We start from the raw sequence: 14,646 nt of genomic DNA on the forward strand, positions 1-14,646 counted from the left end.
GGGCGGAGGCGTGAGATGACGGGACTTGGCAAGTCCCGCTCCTTGGGGAGCTGGGGTAAGCTCGGGGGTGGGTGAGCTTTCGGTCTGGCCATCCGGCGTACGGTACGCAGGCGGCTACCTCTTTTTGCCAAAGCCTGTCGAGTGAGGCATCCGGAGGGCGGGGGAGGGCCGAAAAAATGGGTGACGGGTGGGTCGAAATTCAGGGGGATTTTGGCCGGAGGTGAGGTAGGGGTGAGGTTATTGAATTATGATTGCGCGTTCGTGGGAGCTTTTTCAAAATCAGGTGCGCCAGTGGCGCAAGGAGCCACTGATCCCGGCGGCGTTGCTGATCATTGCCTGCGGGCTGCTGGGCTTTATCGAGATCGCGGAGGAGGTGCAGCAAAAGGAATCGCACAGCTATGATGAGAAGATCCTGCTGGCGATGCGGGAGGCGGGGAATCCGGCGGATCCACTGGGCCCGCCGTGGATGGAGGAGATGGGGCGGGACCTGACGGCGCTGGGGGGATTCACGATCCTGACCGGGCTGACGGTGGTCTCCATGGGGCTGATGCTGCTGTATGGCCGGGTGCGGCTGTCGCTGCTGACGCTGGTGGCCATCACGGGTGGGATGCAGGCCTCGGCGTGGTTGAAAAGTTTGTTTGGCCGTCCGCGCCCGGACCTGGTGCCGCATGGGGTGCTGGTGACGAGCGCCAGCTTTCCCAGCGGCCATGCGATGATGGCGGCGGTGGTCTATCTGACGCTGGGCGTGATGCTGGCGCGCACGCAGCCCAGCCGGAAGGTGCGGCTGTACATTGTGTCGCTATCGGTGATCATTGCGCTGCTGGTGGGTTGCAGTCGGGTGTATCTGGGCGTGCACTGGCCCACGGATGTGCTGGCGGGCTGGACGCTGGGCGGGGCCTGGGCGGTGACGTTTGGCCTCATCGCGCTGAAGGTGGACCCTCGCCGTCCTGGCGATGAGGGCCGTGGTGATGAGGAGGCGAAGACGCTGGAAGAGAGTGAGTGATCTATTAGATCAAGCCCGGGCGCGGTAGTCGGAGGGGAGGCAGCCGGCCCAGCGACGGAAGGCGCGGGAGAAGGCGATGGGGCTGCGGTAGCCGATCTGCTGGGCGATGACCTCTTGCTTATCCTCGGTGTTGCTGAGCATCTCTTGGGCGGCCTGGATGCGCAGCGAGGTGAGGTGGGCCATGGGGCTGCGGCCCAGTTCTTTCCAGCAAAGGCGGCGGAAGTGCTCCTCGCTGACGTGGGCGGCGTGGGCCAGGGAGGCGAGCGTCCAATCCTCGGCCAGGCGGGTTTCCACCTCCTGCCAGAGGCGGCGCAGGCGTTCATCGCGACGCCAGGGTTCGGCGAGGCGGCGGGTGTGGTGCTGGAGGAGTTCGGTCCAGTGATGCAGGGCCTTCACATCGCGGGTGCTTTCCCACTCGCCACGCAGGCCGGCCCAGATGCGGTGGAGCTGGGCGGCATCCACCTTGACCTTTACAGGGGAGGCGGCGCTAACCAGAGGTGTGACAAAGGGGGGCTCGTCATAACGCACCCAGAGGAAGTGCCAGGGCTCGCCCGGGAGGGCGTGAAAGGCATTGGGCACGCGCGGCGGGGCCATGCAGGCGGTGCCGGGGCTGACACGGTGCCAGCGGCCATCCAGGAGGACACGACCGCTGCCGCTGAGGCAGACCATGAGGAAGCTGCCGCTGGGGGAAAGACGTACGCGCTCATAGGGCGGCACGGCTTCATCCATGCCCAGCCGGGCGATGCGGTGGGTGGCGAGGGCGCGGCAATCGGCGGCCTCCAGTACCCAGCGGGCGGTCTTGGGGCCGTCGCGAGTGGTTTCGATGAGAGCTGGGGGCGAGGCTGGCACGGGGGGTGAGATCGGGCGGGGCGGATTGGTAGAAGGGAGGCTTTTTTACAGGATTAACAGGAAGTGTGGCAAGGTGGCGGGCGGCAAAGATGGGGAGGCTTTTTTAGACAGGATTGCAGTCCCGCAGTTGCGGAAAGGATTGACAGAAAGGGGATGGATTGGGGGGACGAGATGGAGGTGGGGGCGGAGTGGTGGAAGGGGGGCTTTTTTACAGGATTAACAAGATGGCAGGATTAACAGGATTTTTTGAGGGTTTTACAAGTGTAGGGGCTCTGTTGATGTTTAGGCTTGCGGGAATCTGGAGAGTGGGCGGAACGTCGTTGAGTCGCCTAAAGGCTAGACAACAGTAGACTTGGCGTGCTGGGCGGGTGAGCTTCTCGAAAGCGCCAGGGGGCTGGCGCAGTCCAGGATGCTTCGTGGTTGCGGTGTGGGCGGTTTAGTCGAGGATGAAGATCGTGGCACCGCGTGCGCCGTGGGCACCGATGACGAGGCATTGTTCGATGTCGGCGGTCTTGGAGGGACCGGCGAGGAAGAGGCCGAAGCCGCTGCCGATGGTGTCGATGCGCTCGTAGGCGTGGTGCAGGGTGGGGACGAGATCGGCGGCGCGGAGGATGATGAAGAGATGCTCGGCAATGAAGGGGAGGACGCGGTGGGGGCCGAGCTCGGTTTCATCCAGCCAGACGGCGCCGTTTTCGCAGACGCCGAAACGAGCGTGGAGGATGGCGGTGTGGATGCCATCGAGCGCGTGGGGATCGGTAACGGTGGTGAGATCCACAGTGCCGGGGAGCTGCGGGACGTGGGAGGCGAGGGCGGCTGTGGCGGGGACGTTTTCGCGCAGCCAAGTGGCGGCCTCGGTGAAGCTGCGGCCCCGGATGACGCGTGCGCCGATGAGGTCCAGCGTGGCGATGAAGTCCGGCAGGGAGGCTTCATTGGGCAGTGCACGCAGGGCGTCCACGGGGGCCTCGGGCAGGGGCGTGGGGCTGCCCTGGGCCTGACGGACGGCGGCGAGGATGGTGGCGCGGCTCATGGGGGTGAGGGGTTGATGGTTGAGGGGTTGATGGTTGATGGAGTGAGATTCTTGACGCTTTGACCTTTGACCTTTGACCTCGCACTGAGCACTGAGCACTGAGCACTGAGCACTTTCCATTCATGCTCTATTTTTTATTAGACTGTTGGTTATGCCATTGGCGGAAGGTCTGGGCGGGGGCGGGGGGGAGGTCGCGGGATTGGGTCCAGGGATCAAGGCGGAGTAGATTCAGCAGCGGGGTGGTGCGGCGCATGAACCAGCCGCCGAGGCGGAAGAGGGCAGGGCGGCGGACGACGAAGGCGGTGGTGTGCATGGCGGCTTTTTTCCACCAGGGGGCATGGCCTGCGGCGGTGATGTCCTGCCGCCATTTCAGTAGCTGGGTGTGGATGTCAATCTTCACGGGGCACACGGCGGTGCAGGAGCCGCAGAGGGTGGAGGCGAAGGGCATGCTGGCGTGGGCGGCTTTGTCCACATTCGGCGCGAGGATGCTGCCGATGGGGCCGGAGATGAAGTAGCTGTAGCTGTAGCCGCCGCTGCGGCGGTAAACGGGGCAGGTATTAAAACAGGCGGCGCAGCGGATGCAGGCGAGTGATTTGCGGTAGTCGCTGCGGGCGAGCTGGCGGCTGCGGCCATTGTCCACAATGACGATGTGCATCTCCTGGCCGGGGCGCGGCTTTAAAAAATGGGAGCTGAAGACGGTGCTGGGCTGGCCGGTGGCGCTGCGGGCGAGCAGGCGCAGGAAGACGCCGAGGTGGGCCTGCCGGGGGATGATCTTTTCAATCCCCATGCTGGCGATGTGGACAGGGGCGAGGTGGGCGCCCATGTCGGCATTGCCCTCATTGGTGCAGACGACGAAGCCGCCAGTCTCGGCTACGGCGAAATTCACCCCGGTGAGGGCGGCATCGGCGGTGAGAAAATGACTGCGCAGATGCTGGCGTGCGGCCTCGGTGAGCTGCTGCGGATCATCCAGCCCGGAGGGGGTGCCGAGGTGCTCGTGAAAGACCTCGCCCACTTCGGCCCGCTTCAGGTGGATGGCGGGCATGACGATGTGGCTGGGCGGCATCTTCTGGAACTGGACGATGCGCTCGCCGAGGTCGGTATCAATGACTTCGATGCCATGCTTTTCCAGGTGGGGATTGAGGTGGCATTCCTCGGTGAGCATGGACTTACTCTTCACCAGCTTGCGCGCGCCGTGCTTTTTCAGGATGCTGTGGACGGTGCGGTTGTGCTCGTCGCCATCGGCAGCCCAGTGGACGTGGATGCCGTTCGCTGCGGCGGTGTCGGCGAACTGCTCCAAGTAGTCGGCCAGTTTGGATAGGGTATGCTCCTTGATCTGGGAGGCGGCCTCGCGGAGTTGCTCCCACTCGGGCACGCGGGCGGCCATGCGGTCGCGTTTGGCACGGACCATCCAGAGCGTTTGGTCATGCCAAGCGGCGCGAGCGGGATCCCGCTGGAACTCGTGAGCGGCGGCGGAGTGAGTCATGGGGAAGGGGGAAGTTTGCGCTGCGCGCGTTGGCGGTGGTTGAGCGGTTGTTTGCAGGGGTTATCCTGGTGGGTGTCGATGGTAGCAGTGGGTTTTATAAACCATCGCAAACTAGGGCAAACCATGGCCATCCATAGCCAACTCTTCTGTCCCAGCGAGGATCTCGGCGATGTGCCGCACCTTCATCTGCGGGGCCTGGCGGGAGAGGAGGCCGCCGAGGTGCATGAGGCAGGACATATCGGCACTGGTGATGAACTCGGCCCCGTGGCGGATGTGATCTTGGATGCGGTCGCGGCCCATGCTCACGGAGACATCGCTTTCAAAGACGGAGAAGGTGCCGCCGAAACCGCAGCATTCATCGCAGCGGTCCAGCGGGACGAGTTCCAAACCGGCGACCATTTGCAGCAGGCGGGCGGGTTTAGAAAAGGCGGGCACCCGGCACTCGCTGGGGCTGCCGAGGCCCAGGCCGCGCAGGCCGTGGCAGCTCTGGTGCAGACCCACACGATGGGGAAAGCGGGCGGGCAGGGAATCCACCTTGGCGATGTCGTGGAGGAACTCGCAGAGTTCATAAACGCGGTGGGCCAGGGGGGAGTGTTGCGCCTCCAGGCTCTCCTTCAAATGCAGCACGCAACTGCCGGAAGGGGAGACGATGTGGTCAAAGCGGGCGTATTCGCGGGCGAAGTCGGTGAGGCAGCCTGCGCCGGCTTTGGCGAAGCCGGAGTTTGACATGGGCTGGCCGCAGCAGGCGGGTTTTTCCGGCACCTCCACCTGATGACCGAGACGGGTGAGCAGCGTGTACGTGGCCTGGCCGACCTGAGGGTAAAGCTGGTCGATGTAGCAGGGGATGAAAAGGCCCAGGGTCATGTGAGGGAAGGTGTACGTGGCCTATGGTAGGTGCCTAGCAACGGATGCACACGGGAATGTGACCGGAATGCACCTGGATGGGACGGAAAGGGGATGCTGGTTGAAATAACGCAGAATTAAGCAATGTCCTGGAATGCCTTTCCGCGAATCCAAGTATGCAACTTGGTCGGTCGACTCCTAGCTATGCCGAGCAAAAATTTCTACACAGTTAACTTGAATATGAGCCTGGAAGATCTGCCTATGACTGAAGACTTTGACCTGCCGGAGGCGGCTGCTGAGTTGTTTTTTGAAGAGCCTGCTGAGTTCCAAAAGATTGCCCGGGATGTGATTGAAAAGAAATCTGCGGGATTGGAGCCTCTACTTGGAGGATTTGGTTTTGGGGGAGACATTGACGACATTGAGATTGAGAGCGTCCAATATCGCCGGAGTAATGATTATGATGGACTAGTCCATGTGAAATACATAGAGAGCTTTGGAGATGGCAGATGCAGTTCGGTTCGTAAAACTGAGCAGAGGGAGGCCCATCTCTGGTTTAGCTTTGACCCTGAAACGCTCGTTCTTACAGTGTGGGAGAGGGCGGACGAAATTCGTGCACCTGATGAGTAAAGCAGGGATCGCTCTTTTATGGACTATTGGCATCATTATACTGTTCCCCTGTAGTCAGGTGATGTGGTGGTAATGTTGACCTGTTCTTTGGGTTCCGGAATCACCACGCCCTCCAAGCCTGGAATGATAAATTCCGGGTGTATTTGGAGCTGATCCAGTTTCTACCAGCTATTTCGGTTGATCACCGCCCCACCCTTAAAATGAGGAGGGAGGCGAGGAGGCCGAGGGCGGCGGTGACGGACCAGAGCAGGGCGGGCGCTGTCTCATAGAGGTGAAGGGAGGCGATGGAGGTGATGATGCCGCCGATGGACCAGGCGAAGCTCAGGAAGCCGGAGTAACGACCGCGCATGTCATCCGGGGCCAGGCTGGCGGCATAGGCCTGCTGGCGGGAGAAGGCGAACATTTCCCCGACGGTGAAGACGACCATGGTGAAGATGAAAATGGCCAAGCCGCCGCCGATGGTGAGGATGAGGAAACTGCCGGCCATGAGGAGGTAGCCGAGTGCGAGCATCATGCGCACGGGCCAGGGCCGGGTGGCGGCGGCGAGGGGGATCTCCAGCACGCAGATCATGACGCCATTCATGGCCAGCACGAGACCACACCAGGACATGGGCAGGCCGCTGCGCTCAAAGTGCAGGGGAAAGCTGGTGGAGGTCTGGCGGAAGATCCAGGCGACGCAGAAGCTGGCGGCGAAGAGGGCGAGGAAAGGCCGGTTTTTCCGGATGGAGGCGAGCGCGGGACCCCAGCCAGCGAGGTAGGCGTGGGTGCGATTTCCCCGCGGCAGGCAGGTCCAAGCGATGAGGCCGAAGAGGGCAGAGGTGCCGGCATCCACGACGAAGAGCCAGAAGAAGGATCCCTCCGCCAGCAGTCCGGCGACGGCGGGGCCGAAGGACCAGCCGAGGTTCACGGCAAAGCGGTTCACAGCGAAGGCGAGCACGCGCTGGTGCGGCGGCACAAGGTCCTGAATGAGCGCATTGCCCGCAGGGTGCCCGGCCTCGCCCATGAGCCCGGTGGCAAAGGCGATGACGGCGAGCACGCGCCAGTCCGTGGCCTGGGACATGGCCAGCATGCAGGCGGCGCTGCCAAAGGCGGAGAGGGCGAGGGTGACATTGCGCCCCAGCCTATCGGCCAGCCAGCCACCGAGGGCGGCGGCCCCCATGGCCCCGGCGGAGTAGCTGGCCACGGCGAGGCCCGCCTGCGTGGCGGTATTGCCATTGCGCGTGATGAAGATGGTGAGAAAGGGCCAGACGAAGAGACCAAACCGGTTGACGAACGTGGCCCCGGCAAGGATCCAAAATGGCCGGGGGAGACTGTGAAGCTGGGAGAGGTACTGGGACATGGGCGGTGCGCGATTGACCGGACGCACGACAGGGGCGGGCTAACCAACTATGATATGGGCGGCGGCAGCAGCAGGGGTGGGCAGACGAGGCGGAAGCTGCGGAATTTGTTTCGGTCGCGGTGTTGGTTAGGGCGTGGGTAGGTATTCATGGGATGAGGGGTGATGGTGAAGAGAGGATGGTTTATGGACGGGGAGGGACGAGATGGAGGTGGGGGCGCTGGGTGGCGGTGATGCTGTTTTTTACAGGATTAACAAGATGGACAGGATTTACAGGAGGGGCTTGAGGGAATCCGCGCTCCTCTCGAAGAATAAAAAAAACGGGCCGGACTCTTGCGAGCCGGCCCGTGAAAGGGTTTGAAAAGGTGGGCTGTTTTCTTGGCGATTACAGGCCTTTGCTCACAATGTATTTCACCAGGTCCACGACTCGGTTGGAGTAACCCCACTCGTTGTCGTACCAGCTGACGAGCTTGAAGAACTTGCTGTTCAGCTCGATGCCGGAACCGGCGTCAAAGACGGAGCTGCTCTGGTCGTGGATGAAGTCGGTGCTCACCACTTCGTCCTTGGTCCAGCCCAGAATGCCCTTGAGGTAGGTCTCGCTGGCCTTCTTCATGGCGGCGGAGATCTCGGCGTAGCTGGTTTCCTTCTCAGTCTTGACGGTGAGGTCAACGACGGAGACGGTTGGGGTAGGCACGCGGAAGGACATGCCGGTCAGCTTGCCCTTCACTTCAGGGATGGCCAGGCCGACGGCCTTGGCGGCACCAGTGCTGCTTGGGATGATGTTGATGGCGGCGGAACGGCCACCTTTCCAATCCTTGGCGCTCGGGCCGTCCACGGTCTTCTGGGTGGCGGTGTAGCTGTGGATGGTGGTCATCAGGCCTTCGGCGACGCCGAAACCTTCTTTCAGCAGCACGTGCACGACCGGGGCCAAGCAGTTGGTGGTGCAGGAAGCATTGGAAATGACGTGGTGCTTGGAGGCATCGTACTTCTCATGGTTCACGCCCATGACGATGGTGATGTCTTCTTCCTTACCTGGGGCAGAGATGATGACTTTCTTGGCGCCGGCGTCGATGTGACCCTGGGCTTTGCTGCGCTCGGTGAAGAGGCCGGTGGATTCGATGACGATGTCCACGCCGAGTTCTTTCCATGGGAGGGCGGAAGGGCCCGCACGCACGGCCAGGCACTTGATCTCGTGACCGTCCACGACGAGGATGTCGTCTTCAGCCAGCTCAGGGCTGCTCTTTTTGGAGGAAACTTCTTCCTTGGCCTTGCCCTGTGTGGAGTCGTACTTCACGAGGTAAGCGAGGTTATCCGCAGGCACGAGGTCGTTGACGGCGACGACTTCGATCTCCTTGCCCAGGAGGCCCTGATCACAGATTGCGCGAAACACGAGGCGGCCGATGCGCCCGAAACCATTGATGCCGATTTTGACCATTGTTGTATGAGAGTGGGATTTGCAATTACCCGCCGCAGCAGGAAGCGCGCCGGATAAAAGGTGCATAGTGCAGGAGAGGGGGGGCGTCAACTGGCGGGTTTGGAAGGGGGGAAGGGCGGGGAGTTTTTGGACAAGATGGCAGTCCCGCAGTCGCGGGAAGGATTGATAGGAGCTGGATGGGATTGTGGGGGACGAGATGGAGGTGGGGGCAGGAGGATGTGCAGGGGGCTTTTTTTATAGGATTGACAAGATGGACAGGATTAACAGGAGGGGATGGCATTTGGGTGACGAGATGGGGGCTGTTTTTTTGACAGCTTGACCTCCCTTGACAAATTTGACTGGATTGCCCCGTCTTGACCCCCTTGACTGATTTGACCACTCCCGGCTTATGAAACTCCTGCCCCTCCTGCTGCTATGCCTCACTTTTGCCTCCGGACTTCTCGCCGCTGAGCCCGTGCTGGAGTTGCAGGGGACGGACGGGAAAATGCATGCGCCGCTGGTGGCGGGGGAAAAAAAGGCGGTACTATTGGTCTTTGTCTCGCCCTTCTGCTCCACCACTCGGCCCTTCATGCCGGAGATCAATGCGATCGCGGCGGAGTATGCGGACCGGGTGGCGGTGCATCTGGTGCACTCGGATTCTGAGATCACCGTGGAGGTGGCGTTGCAGCATGCGGATATGAACAAGGTGGTGGCCAGTGTGCTGGTGGACAAGGAGCAGAAGCTGGCCCGGCAGGTGGGCGCGGCCATTACCCCAGAGGCCGTGCTGCTGTCCCCGGCGGGCGCGGTGCTATATAAAGGCCGCATCAATGACCTTTATCTGGGCCCGACGAAGCGGCAGCGCGCCGCTACGACAAAGGACCTGCGCGATGCGCTGGACGCGGTGCTTTCTGGCAAGCCAGTGGCCACGCCGCAGCCAGAGGCGCAGGGGTGCAAGATCGGTGGTCTGAAGTGAGCGGTGGTGGGAAAGTGACCGCCAGGGGGTGAGGTGGGGCTTGACCCCCAGGGGGCTTTTTTGCCAAGCTGACTGTCGCCCACTATGAAAAGACGTTTATTCATCGGCTCTGCCCTCACTGTCCTGGCTGGTTGCCGCCGTGAGGAGGACATCCTGCCGACGGAGGGCGTGACGGTGGCGGAGCTGGCCACGCGGCTGCATCAAGGGCGGGTAGGCGCGGAACGGGTGCTGGACTACTACCTGGGGCGGATCGCCGCGCTGGATCGTGCCGGGCCGGAGCTGCATGCCATCGTGGAGATGAACCCGGACGTGCGCCGCCCTGGCGGGGCTGGGCCGCTGCGGGGCATCCCCATCCTGATCAAGGACAACATCGAAACCGCCGATGCGATGGAGACGACGGCGGGCTCTCTAGCGCTGCTGGGCGCACCGAAACCAGCCCAGGATGCGACAGTGGTGAAACGTCTGCGCGAGGCCGGGGCGGTCATTTTAGGCAAAACGAATCTCAGCGAGTGGGCGAACATCCGCTCGCCCAGCTCCACCAGCGGCTGGAGCGCGCGCGGCGGTCTCACTTTAAATCCACATAATCTGGAGCATAGCGCCAGTGGATCCAGCAGCGGCTCTGCAGTGGCGGTGGCGGCGGGGCTATGCGCGGCAGCGGTAGGCACGGAGACGAATGGCTCCATCGTCAGCCCTGCCGCAGCGTGCGGCATTGTGGGGTTCAAGCCCACAATGGGATTGATCAGTCGTGCGGGCATCATTCCCATCACACGCTGGCAAGACACCGCCGGGCCGATGACGCAAACGGTACGGGATGCCGCGCTGCTGCTGAATGTGCTGGCTGGCGCGGATGCGCGGGATGCGGCCACGGCTCAGGCGCAGGTGGCGAAGGACTACAGCTTTACCCTGGGGCCGGACGGGCTGAAAGGGCGGCGGTTGGGCATTTTAAGATCTTTGAGCGGATTCAATCGCCAGGTTTGGAGGCTCTTTGAGCGCTCTCTTTTAACCCTGCAAGAAGCGGGGGCGATCCTGGTGGAAGACGTGGAGATTCCGAATCACCGTGAGGCTAGTTCTGCTGCCTGGATAGCGATGTTGACGGAATTTAGGCAGGAACTGAATGCCTATCTCATAGCCCGCGGCGGGGTGGTGAAATCCCTGGCTGAATTGATCGCGTATAACGAAGAGCATCGCACTCAGGAAATGCCGTACTTCAACCAAGAGTTTTTCATCGAAGCTGAAAGCCGAAACACGCCAGAGCATCTGGCGAAAGCCATGGAACTCAGACAATTGGCGACTCGGCTGGCAGGGCCAGAGGGCATTGATAGGGCGCTGAAAAAGGACCGATTGGATGCATTGATTTGCCCAACCAATGATCCTGCAGGGCGCATTGATCTAGGACTGGGTGATGCCAACGTGCGAGTGTTTAGCACCCAGGCCGCCGTGGCTGGTTACCCACACTTAACAGTGCCTATGGGGCTCGCGGAGGGGCTGCCCGTGGGCCTGTCTTTCATCGGTCCCGCCTGGTCAGAGGCGCGGCTGCTGGAGCTGGGGCACGCGTATGAGGTGTCACGGGAGTTTGTGCCCTCCCGGTTGTTTGTTTGATTGCTCTGGCATAGAAGAGGTAGATGCTGTTTGTCTTGTATGCAGGATGAAATGCAGGTCTCACCTGGATCCAAGTTGTCTCATGTTGCTTTTAATCCTTGCGGTTAGTTTTTATTTTCTGGCCTTGGTCGCCGGGACTGCCTCCGCGTATTCCCGTCGCTGGCCTTCGGTTTCCGGGCGCAGGATGAGGTCCTGGGTGGAGGAGGAATATCATGGGGGTCATTCAGAAAGTGGGGCTGTCTGCTATGAGTATGAGGTGCAGGGGCGCAGCTATCGTTCCACCCTCATCCGACCCACCGGGGACCTGGGGTGGAGCACCTCCGTTCCTGGCCTCAGCTCTGCGCATGAAACGGTGCGGGAGATGTCGCAAGCGGATGGTTTTTGGGTTTATTACTGCCCGCGCTGGCCGGCCTATGCTTGTTTGAAGCCAGGGGGTAAGGCGATGACGGTTTATCTTATCATCGTCGCATCCCTCTGTTTGTTTTTTAGTTAGGTTGGAAAAAAGGCGGTTTTTTCTACTCGCAGCCTGAGGCCGAGAAACGAATGAATGGGCATGATGAAACCTTTTCTGGCCCTGTGCCTCTTCGCTCTGATCCCGGCCTGCACTCAGGAATCGCAAAACCAGATGAGCCGCTCGATCCAAAACTGGACGGGGGTGAACGGCATCCTGGAGGTGTATGCGGGGGAAAAACTGGTGCGGAAATTCATCCAGGTGGATAAACTGACCACGGCCACCGCGACGACGGATGTGGTGGCCCGCCCTTACCGCTTTGGCTACGGCGTGCTGGATGAGAACCTGGATGGTGTGAAGAACAGTGGCGAGAAGCGCGTGTACTTTGAGTTTAGCGACCACTCGACGAACTACATTTTTTACGAAAGCCCGCGTTAATTGGGGAGCGCGGCTGGAGGCGTGATTTGGGACCGCATTTTTTGGCAAGGCCAAACGTGAGCCATGAGGCGATTCATGGGTGAGGTGTTTTATGCCTCATACCTCTTTCTAAGATGCGACGAATCTACGATCACCTCGACCTCCGTGTCCCGAACCTAGCTGAGGCGGTGCCTTTTTATGAAAGGCTGTTGCCTGCGCTGGGCTTTACACGTCGGCAGGCCATCGAGGGCTGGTTGCAATATGAGGCCGCAGGCCATGGTGTGACGGAGTTTTTTGGCGTGACAGAATCTGCTAGCCATGTGGCGAACGAAAATCGTGTGGCGTTCCGAGCGGAGTCGGTGGAGGCCGTGGATGAACTGGCCCAAGTGGCTACTCAAGCTGGTGCCCGTTGCGTGGAGGGGCCATTGGCTTACGAACCCGGCTATTATGCCGTGTTTTTTGAAGACCCCTGCGGGAACCGTTTTGAGGTGTGTCACCGCGTGCCTCTCAATTGACTCCTCTCAGTAGTGATATTCTGTGAAGTTGAGATGATGTGCTGATATTAGGAATTTTCTCGACAGAGCTTATTATTCACGAATAGTCGTGGCACGCATGAGCGCCATCTACATCAATACAGGCACCGGAGAATCGAAAATTTATGAGGAGGATCAGGCGCGTGCATTGTGGTTAGAAGGCCAATTTGGAGAGGGTGCGTTGTATTGGCGCGAGGGGATGGGGGAGTGGCAGCCCATCTCAAAACTGTTTCCGCCCACGACTGTTTATCAACCGACTCCTGCCTATAAATCTGAAACTAAGTACACTCGTGAAAATGAGGAGGCTACGGCTAACTCTTTGTTTGGTGAAACGGCTCCGTATCGTTTTACCAAGGACCCATCCGGGCTGACGAAGTTTCTCAAGGTCATGCTCTGGCTAGACCTGTCTCTCATGGTGGCAAGTTTACTGAGCGACTTTACTCAGATGAGCATGATTGAGAAAGGTGGCTTTACGGATGCTGAGGCTGAGGCCAACGATGCAAGACAGCAGGTCATCGGGATCGCTTATCTCGGGGTCTTTCTCATCACGGGCATTACTTTTTTAAAGTGGATCTACCGGGCCAATGCGAACTGCCACGGATTTGGCGCTCAAGGGATGAAATTCACACCGGGTTGGTCCGTGGGATGGTACTTTGTTCCCTTCATGAATTTAGTGAGGCCCTATCAGGCCATGCGCGAAATCTGGCAGGTCAGCAGCAACCCCAAACGCTGGCAGACCCAGGAAGGTTCGGGAGTTCTGCCACTCTGGTGGACGTTGTGGATCTTGTCTAGCATCACGGGGCAGATCACCTTCCGCACCAGCATGGCCGTCACGGATCTACCTTCCTTAAAAACAGCGACGATTGCTTCGATCGTCTCTGGGATTGTGGATATTCCGTTAACGCTCGTGGCAATGACGCTCATCAGTCGAATTTTTCAGAAACAGAAAGCGCTCACGGATCAGCAATCTTAATGGCCGAAGTGTTCTCGGAATCAGAAAGTTAATCCTGAAAATGTTCAAATGAACATTTGATCGGAAGGCAATTTGTAGGAAGCTCAAAGGGAACTTCAAAGCCCTTGAACATGTCCGTTGCTAAGAAAAATCGTCGTAAACTTGTCCGCGAAGGACGCTTGTTTGTTTGGTGGGTTCAGGAGGATCGCGATAGCCTGGACTTGATTCTGCATGTGGTGAGTGAGGATAAGCGGTTCATCGCTCATTATGTGCTGGGGCAGGATGAAACCGAACGACTGATCATCATCCTCGGGTCCGAATTCGCTGGGGCGGGCACCGGTGGAAATTGGAGCCGATTTTATTGTCCGTGCTTCGATCCTCATGGTGTGGTCACTCCCGGTAATATAAGGCAGTTGATTGATTGGTGCCTTACGGATGAGGGGCCTCGGTCGCCCCTGCGATCGCAAGACGGATATCCTTGGAACAGTTATGGATCGCCTCCCGATGTGGAAGGGTATTTAAAAAGCCTGAACGAAGGAGAGGCCTAACCGATGATGACGAAAAAGAAGAGGTCTTCTTCATTGACCATCATTTCCGGCGGGCAGACGGGAGTCGATCGTGGCGCTCTTGATGCGGCGTTGGAACTCGACTTTCCTTGTGGTGGCTGGTGCCCTTCAGGGCGGATTGATGAAGATGGAATCATTCCGGCTCACTATCCATTGAAGGAACTTCCTCAAGGAGGCTACAAGGCTCGCACGATCCAAAATCTAAATGATGCCGATGGCACTCTAGTCGTTTACTTTGGAGATTTGGAAGGTGGTACTGAGTTGACGGTCTTTCACTGCATGAAACAGCAGCGGCCTTATCGTTTGATCAATGGCTGGGAAATCGCACCAGAGCGTGCGGTTGAATTGGCATTGGATTTTGTTCAGCGTCATCGCTTACAGTCTCTCAATGTGGCAGGTCCGCGTGCCAGTCGCCGCCCTGAGGCGGAAGCCTACGCTTACACAGTCGTTCGAGGTTTGCTCGAACGACTGATTTGAACCCGGACTATGCAGTAGAGTAGACCAGAGGTGCGGTTAGAGTCTCGATTTTGCTAAAGATGGCGTCCATCCAGGGGCGTTTTTTGCGGGGCAGCG

Annotated in this window: 16 protein-coding genes; 10 read left to right on the plus strand and 6 right to left on the minus strand. The window is 59.8% G+C overall.

Annotated features, from left to right (window positions below; translation table 11 throughout):
* The first annotated feature begins 247 nt into the window (after positions 1 to 247).
* Positions 248 to 1,003, plus strand: coding sequence for a phosphatase PAP2 family protein (locus HNQ64_RS07915; protein ID WP_184207214.1), 756 nt, complete (start codon positions 248 to 250; stop codon positions 1,001 to 1,003).
* Positions 1,004 to 1,012: 9 nt separating this feature from the next.
* Here the strand turns inward: HNQ64_RS07915 and HNQ64_RS07920 are convergent, their stop codons facing one another.
* From HNQ64_RS07920 to HNQ64_RS07935, 4 genes are all read right to left on the minus strand, one after another.
* Positions 1,013 to 1,852, minus strand: a complete 840-nt coding sequence (locus HNQ64_RS07920; RefSeq protein ID WP_343075882.1) for an AraC family transcriptional regulator — start codon at positions 1,850 to 1,852, stop codon at positions 1,013 to 1,015.
* Positions 1,853 to 2,288: 436 nt separating this feature from the next.
* Positions 2,289 to 2,879: a LutC/YkgG family protein gene (locus HNQ64_RS07925; RefSeq protein WP_184207215.1), complete on the minus strand. Its 591-nt coding sequence runs from the start codon at positions 2,877 to 2,879 to the stop codon at positions 2,289 to 2,291.
* Positions 2,880 to 3,006: 127 nt separating this feature from the next.
* Positions 3,007 to 4,362 carry a lactate utilization protein B gene (locus HNQ64_RS07930; protein WP_184207217.1) on the minus strand — a complete coding sequence of 452 codons (1,356 nt, stop codon included), beginning with the start codon at positions 4,360 to 4,362 and terminating at the stop codon, positions 3,007 to 3,009.
* A 111-nt stretch (positions 4,363 to 4,473) separates the two neighbouring features.
* On the minus strand, positions 4,474 to 5,226 hold the full coding sequence (locus tag HNQ64_RS07935; RefSeq protein WP_184207219.1) for a (Fe-S)-binding protein: 753 nt from the start codon (positions 5,224 to 5,226) through the stop codon (positions 4,474 to 4,476).
* Between the two features lie 240 nt (positions 5,227 to 5,466).
* On the opposite strand from HNQ64_RS07935, the gene HNQ64_RS07940 reads away from it, so the two are divergent.
* A complete protein-coding gene (locus tag HNQ64_RS07940) occupies positions 5,467 to 5,832 on the plus strand; it encodes a hypothetical protein (RefSeq protein WP_184207220.1) in 366 nt (121 codons plus the stop codon).
* A 181-nt stretch (positions 5,833 to 6,013) separates the two neighbouring features.
* Here HNQ64_RS07940 and HNQ64_RS07945 read toward each other — a convergent pair whose 3' ends face one another.
* Complete coding sequence (locus HNQ64_RS07945) at positions 6,014 to 7,171, minus strand: MFS transporter (protein ID WP_184207222.1); 1,158 nt, start codon at positions 7,169 to 7,171, stop codon at positions 6,014 to 6,016.
* Positions 7,172 to 7,553: 382 nt separating this feature from the next.
* A complete protein-coding gene (gap, locus tag HNQ64_RS07950; RefSeq protein WP_184207277.1) occupies positions 7,554 to 8,603 on the minus strand; it encodes a type I glyceraldehyde-3-phosphate dehydrogenase in 1,050 nt (349 codons plus the stop codon).
* 388 nt (positions 8,604 to 8,991) lie between these two features.
* On the opposite strand from gap, the gene HNQ64_RS07955 reads away from it, so the two are divergent.
* The 8 genes from HNQ64_RS07955 to HNQ64_RS07990 all read left to right on the plus strand — a co-directional run bounded on the left by HNQ64_RS07955 (position 8,992) and on the right by HNQ64_RS07990 (position 14,550).
* Positions 8,992 to 9,555, plus strand: coding sequence for a thioredoxin domain-containing protein (locus HNQ64_RS07955; protein WP_184207224.1), 564 nt, complete (start codon positions 8,992 to 8,994; stop codon positions 9,553 to 9,555).
* 84 nt (positions 9,556 to 9,639) lie between these two features.
* On the plus strand, positions 9,640 to 11,154 hold the full coding sequence (locus tag HNQ64_RS07960) for an amidase (RefSeq protein ID WP_184207226.1): 1,515 nt from the start codon (positions 9,640 to 9,642) through the stop codon (positions 11,152 to 11,154).
* An 82-nt stretch (positions 11,155 to 11,236) separates the two neighbouring features.
* The gene (locus HNQ64_RS07965) at positions 11,237 to 11,647 is read left to right on the plus strand and encodes a DUF3592 domain-containing protein (RefSeq protein WP_184207228.1); all 411 of its coding nucleotides are present in this window, start codon (positions 11,237 to 11,239) and stop codon (positions 11,645 to 11,647) included.
* Between the two features lie 54 nt (positions 11,648 to 11,701).
* Complete coding sequence (locus tag HNQ64_RS07970) at positions 11,702 to 12,043, plus strand: hypothetical protein (RefSeq protein WP_184207229.1); 342 nt, start codon at positions 11,702 to 11,704, stop codon at positions 12,041 to 12,043.
* A gap of 113 nt (positions 12,044 to 12,156) precedes the next feature.
* Positions 12,157 to 12,537 carry a VOC family protein gene (locus HNQ64_RS07975; protein ID WP_184207231.1) on the plus strand — a complete coding sequence of 127 codons (381 nt, stop codon included), beginning with the start codon at positions 12,157 to 12,159 and terminating at the stop codon, positions 12,535 to 12,537.
* A gap of 97 nt (positions 12,538 to 12,634) precedes the next feature.
* On the plus strand, positions 12,635 to 13,528 hold the full coding sequence (locus HNQ64_RS07980; RefSeq protein ID WP_184207233.1) for a DUF4328 domain-containing protein: 894 nt from the start codon (positions 12,635 to 12,637) through the stop codon (positions 13,526 to 13,528).
* A 110-nt stretch (positions 13,529 to 13,638) separates the two neighbouring features.
* Entirely contained in the window at positions 13,639 to 14,055 is a 417-nt protein-coding gene (locus tag HNQ64_RS07985) for a hypothetical protein (RefSeq protein ID WP_184207235.1), read from the plus strand.
* Between the two features lie 3 nt (positions 14,056 to 14,058).
* Complete coding sequence (locus HNQ64_RS07990) at positions 14,059 to 14,550, plus strand: putative molybdenum carrier protein (protein WP_221305378.1); 492 nt, start codon at positions 14,059 to 14,061, stop codon at positions 14,548 to 14,550.
* Positions 14,551 to 14,646: the final 96 nt, after the last annotated feature.

The organism is Prosthecobacter dejongeii, assembly GCF_014203045.1.
Lineage (GTDB): Bacteria > Verrucomicrobiota > Verrucomicrobiia > Verrucomicrobiales > Verrucomicrobiaceae > Prosthecobacter > Prosthecobacter dejongeii.

Excerpts from the sequence above, each read along its gene's own strand:
- HNQ64_RS07980 (WP_184207233.1), top strand. The coding sequence starts at position 12,635 with ATGAGCGCCATCTACATCAATACAGGCACCGGAGAATCGAAAATTTAT.
- HNQ64_RS07945 (WP_184207222.1), bottom strand. The coding sequence starts at position 7,171 with ATGTCCCAGTACCTCTCCCAGCTTCACAGTCTCCCCCGGCCATTTTGG.
- HNQ64_RS07975 (WP_184207231.1), top strand. The coding sequence starts at position 12,157 with ATGCGACGAATCTACGATCACCTCGACCTCCGTGTCCCGAACCTAGCT.
- HNQ64_RS07940 (WP_184207220.1), top strand. The coding sequence starts at position 5,467 with ATGACTGAAGACTTTGACCTGCCGGAGGCGGCTGCTGAGTTGTTTTTT.
- HNQ64_RS07935 (WP_184207219.1), bottom strand. The coding sequence starts at position 5,226 with ATGACCCTGGGCCTTTTCATCCCCTGCTACATCGACCAGCTTTACCCT.
- HNQ64_RS07970 (WP_184207229.1), top strand. The coding sequence starts at position 11,702 with ATGGGCATGATGAAACCTTTTCTGGCCCTGTGCCTCTTCGCTCTGATC.
- HNQ64_RS07915 (WP_184207214.1), top strand. The coding sequence starts at position 248 with ATGATTGCGCGTTCGTGGGAGCTTTTTCAAAATCAGGTGCGCCAGTGG.
- gap (WP_184207277.1), bottom strand. The coding sequence starts at position 8,603 with ATGGTCAAAATCGGCATCAATGGTTTCGGGCGCATCGGCCGCCTCGTG.
- HNQ64_RS07990 (WP_221305378.1), top strand. The coding sequence starts at position 14,059 with ATGATGACGAAAAAGAAGAGGTCTTCTTCATTGACCATCATTTCCGGC.
- HNQ64_RS07965 (WP_184207228.1), top strand. The coding sequence starts at position 11,237 with ATGTTGCTTTTAATCCTTGCGGTTAGTTTTTATTTTCTGGCCTTGGTC.
- HNQ64_RS07985 (WP_184207235.1), top strand. The coding sequence starts at position 13,639 with ATGTCCGTTGCTAAGAAAAATCGTCGTAAACTTGTCCGCGAAGGACGC.
- HNQ64_RS07955 (WP_184207224.1), top strand. The coding sequence starts at position 8,992 with ATGAAACTCCTGCCCCTCCTGCTGCTATGCCTCACTTTTGCCTCCGGA.
- HNQ64_RS07960 (WP_184207226.1), top strand. The coding sequence starts at position 9,640 with ATGAAAAGACGTTTATTCATCGGCTCTGCCCTCACTGTCCTGGCTGGT.
- HNQ64_RS07930 (WP_184207217.1), bottom strand. The coding sequence starts at position 4,362 with ATGACTCACTCCGCCGCCGCTCACGAGTTCCAGCGGGATCCCGCTCGC.
- HNQ64_RS07925 (WP_184207215.1), bottom strand. The coding sequence starts at position 2,879 with ATGAGCCGCGCCACCATCCTCGCCGCCGTCCGTCAGGCCCAGGGCAGC.